This window comes from Fretibacterium fastidiosum, from assembly GCF_000210715.1.
GTDB classification, from domain to species: Bacteria; Synergistota; Synergistia; order Synergistales; family Aminobacteriaceae; genus Fretibacterium; species Fretibacterium fastidiosum.
In genome coordinates this window covers 1,273,702-1,276,439 of the sequence record NC_021038.1, presented here as the reverse complement: position 1 = coordinate 1,276,439, position 2,738 = coordinate 1,273,702, and the positions used below count along the sequence as shown (strand labels likewise).

5 protein-coding genes and 1 tRNA gene are annotated in these 2,738 nt (G+C 59.1%); 5 read left to right on the top strand and 1 reads right to left on the bottom strand.

Annotated features, from left to right (window positions below):
- The first annotated feature begins 184 nt into the window (after positions 1 to 184).
- From SY1_RS05900 to SY1_RS05890, 3 genes are all read left to right on the top strand, one after another.
- Positions 185 to 736 (top strand): DUF3793 family protein, encoded by a 552-nt coding sequence (locus tag SY1_RS05900; protein WP_208873063.1) that lies wholly within the window; start codon positions 185 to 187, stop codon positions 734 to 736.
- Positions 737 to 766: 30 nt separating this feature from the next.
- Positions 767 to 1,189 carry a flavodoxin gene (locus SY1_RS05895; RefSeq protein ID WP_015556477.1) on the top strand — a complete coding sequence of 141 codons (423 nt, stop codon included), beginning with the start codon at positions 767 to 769 and terminating at the stop codon, positions 1,187 to 1,189.
- 285 nt (positions 1,190 to 1,474) lie between these two features.
- Positions 1,475 to 1,550: transfer RNA gene (locus tag SY1_RS05890), tRNA-Glu, on the top strand.
- Positions 1,551 to 1,603: 53 nt separating this feature from the next.
- On the opposite strand, the gene SY1_RS05885 is transcribed toward SY1_RS05890, so the two are convergent.
- On the bottom strand, positions 1,604 to 1,777 hold the full coding sequence (locus SY1_RS05885) for a hypothetical protein (protein ID WP_208873062.1): 174 nt from the start codon (positions 1,775 to 1,777) through the stop codon (positions 1,604 to 1,606).
- Between the two features lie 263 nt (positions 1,778 to 2,040).
- On the opposite strand from SY1_RS05885, the gene SY1_RS05880 reads away from it, so the two are divergent.
- Both SY1_RS05880 and SY1_RS05875 read left to right on the top strand, forming a co-directional pair.
- Complete coding sequence (locus SY1_RS05880) at positions 2,041 to 2,334, top strand: TylF/MycF/NovP-related O-methyltransferase (RefSeq protein ID WP_208873060.1); 294 nt, start codon at positions 2,041 to 2,043, stop codon at positions 2,332 to 2,334.
- 158 nt (positions 2,335 to 2,492) lie between these two features.
- Positions 2,493 to 2,738, top strand: a 246-nt coding sequence (locus SY1_RS05875) for a site-specific integrase (RefSeq protein ID WP_208873058.1), incomplete at its 3' end; no start/stop codon positions are given.

Below are 2,738 nucleotides of genomic sequence, written 5' to 3'. Positions count from 1 at the left end.
GACGCGATTTGGTATGAATCAGTGTTTCCCTGAAGCGCTGACGGCGAAAAAATTTTCTTTCAAAAACGTATTGACAAACCGAAAGGGCTAATATATACTTCTTCTCGAAGTTTGAAATAACTAATTAGTATTTACGAAAAAGAACTTGAGTTGATGACGTCCCGGTGCGAGGAGGGTGGCGGAGGTGTCGGAGGAGGAACTGATCGACTATGCAGCTCCCACTCTGGCCGGCTTGAAGACGGGCAGTTTGTTCACCTCCAAACACACGTCGGAGGAGGAGATTCGGCAGGACGTGAGAAGGCTCAATCGGATGTTGTCCCCCAAGGGGCTGGTCCTCGTGCCGATGAGCAAGAAAAACGGAAGGGTGTTGCTCTACCTCTACAGGAAGTCGCGTCTGGATCGCGACCTCCTGGACGAGGAAGCGGTGAAGATCCTTCGGGAACGGGGATACCGACGCATCACGCCGGGAGCGTGCGTGGCGGAGTTGATCTGCCGGCTGCGGCGTGAAGGGGCGTTTCCTCACGAGATAGGGTTGTTTTTAGGATATCCTCCCGACGACGTTCGGGGTTTTATGGATCATCGCGACGTGGGGTGCAAGTGCGTCGGAACGTGGAAGGTATACGGCGACGCGGCTGCGGCCCAGAAGGCCTTCGCGAGGTATCGAAGGTGTACGGAGATCTACGGCCGGTGCTACTCGAGGGGTCGGTCGGTGGAGCAAATGATCGTCGCCGGTTAAGATTTTGGTCAAGAGGAAGGATGGTCTGACATGAGCAAGGTCGCTGTGGTTTACTGGAGCGGGACGGGCAACACGGAGGCAATGGCCAAGGCCGTCGCGGAGGGCGCAAAGGCGAAGGGCGCGGAGGTTGACGTCCTGACGTGCGGCGAGTTCTCCGCGGACAAGGCGGCCGGCTACAGCGGCATTGCGTTTGGGTGTCCCGCCATGGGCTCCGAGGTGTTGGAGGAGTCCGAGTTCCAGCCGATGTTCGACGGCGTGAAGGACAAGTGCGCCGGCAAGAAGGTCGCCCTGTTCGGCTCCTATGGTTGGGGCAGCGGCGAGTGGATGGAGAGCTGGGAGAGCGATTGCAAGGCGGCGGGCATTGCCCTCGCCGCGCCGAGCGTGACCTGCAACGAGGCCCCGAACGCTGAGGGGCTGGAGGCCTGCAAGGAGCTGGGCGCTTCAATTTGCTGATACCGGAGGCCTGGGTGTGGATTAAGTTTCATCTCAACTGCGGCGAAGGCCGCTCCCCCTGAAGGCCCTTATCAGATATGCAGAGACAAGTTTCGTTTACCCCCCCAAGGCGGACTTGTCTCTGCATTTTTTTGTCGCCGTGTTTCCGCCGCCCCGCAAGCCCGAACGAAAAAAGCGCCTCGTTCCCAACCGCGGATGAAAATTCCCCCTTGCGCTATCGCACCCCCTGTGGTATTATTTTCTCCGCTGTTGCGGCGACACGTTTTTAAGCTGCGGAGCGTTTAAGGCCCCATCGACTAGTGGTCCAGGTCGTAGCCCTCTCAAGGCTAAAACACGAGTTCGAACCTCGTTGGGGCCGCCAACGATCATTCCCGTTCCTTCCGGTGTGAGAGCACAGAGGGAACGGGTTTATTTTTATGCCGTCGCATTAAAATTGCGAAAGGTGCCGACGAAGGAGTTGACCACCGGATGACCTGGAAGCGTAAGCTGTTCGATGCCTCGCTTTTCTTCCACAAGTTGATCGCGGACAAATTTGGGAACGCCGTTTACACCACGCTCAAGAGCGACAGCTTCTACGAACCGCTTCATGACTACGAACCGCGCGCGGCAGCCCTGGAGCTGATATCGCGGGAGGTCTATCGTTACTCGACCAGAGGGGCCACAGCCGAGCTGGGCGTCTACCGCGGAGATTTTGCCAGGAGGATCAACCACTTTTTCCCCGACAAAAAGCTCTACCTCTTCGACACCTTTGAGGGCTTTGACGGACGCGATACGGCCGTCGACCAGAAGAAAAATTTTCAGCGGGATCGCAGGACTTCTCCCAGACGTCCGTTCAGTTGGTCCTGGAGAAAATGGAACACGGAGAAAACTGCATCGTCAAAAAAGGATGGTTCCCTGAAACGGCGGACGGCATCGATGAGAGCTTCTGCTTCGCCAGCCTCGACGTTGACCTGTATCAACCGACCCTGGCGGGGCTTCGGTTCTTTTACCCCCGACTGTCGCCCGGCGGGTACCTCATGATCCACGATTTCAACAACAGGGAGTACCCTGGCGTCCGTCAGGCGGTCAGGGAGTTCTGCACCGAAACCCATGCCGGCTACGTCTGCCTTCCGGACTTCTGCGGATCGGCCGTCATCGCAAGGTGAAAAAGCTTTCGCGGAGGCCTTCCCTACCAAAAGCGATGTGCTCTTCCAAATAATCGATCCCCCGTCCGTCCTGCGTTCAGGCCCCGAAGCGTGCGGCGTCCCCTGGCCCGCGTTGTATAATTGAAACGCGCGCCAAACGGGCGCGCTGGAGGGACGTCATGGACTTTCGCGAGGCCGACGCACTGGTGGACGCTTTCCTTACCTACCTCGAGGCGGAGCGCGGGCGCAGCCGCCTGACGGCGGAGAGCTACGCCTCCGACCTGCGCCACTGGCTGCGCTTCTGCCAGGAGGCGGCCCTGCCCCCCTACCCCATGGCGGAACCCGCCGTCTCCGCGTTCCGCCGCAGCCTGGAGGCGGAGGGAAAGGCGCGCTCCACCCAGCAGCGGGCCATCGCGGCGTTGAGG

Bases quoted from the DNA above. Each gene is read 5' to 3' on its own strand.
- SY1_RS05895 (WP_015556477.1), top strand. From the start codon at position 767: ATGAGCAAGGTCGCTGTGGTTTACTGGAGCGGGACGGGCAACACGGAG.
- SY1_RS05885 (WP_208873062.1), bottom strand. From the start codon at position 1,777: ATGAAGCGGTTCGTAGAAGCTGTCGCTCTTGAGCGTGGTGTAAACGGC.
- SY1_RS05880 (WP_208873060.1), top strand. From the start codon at position 2,041: ATGGAACACGGAGAAAACTGCATCGTCAAAAAAGGATGGTTCCCTGAA.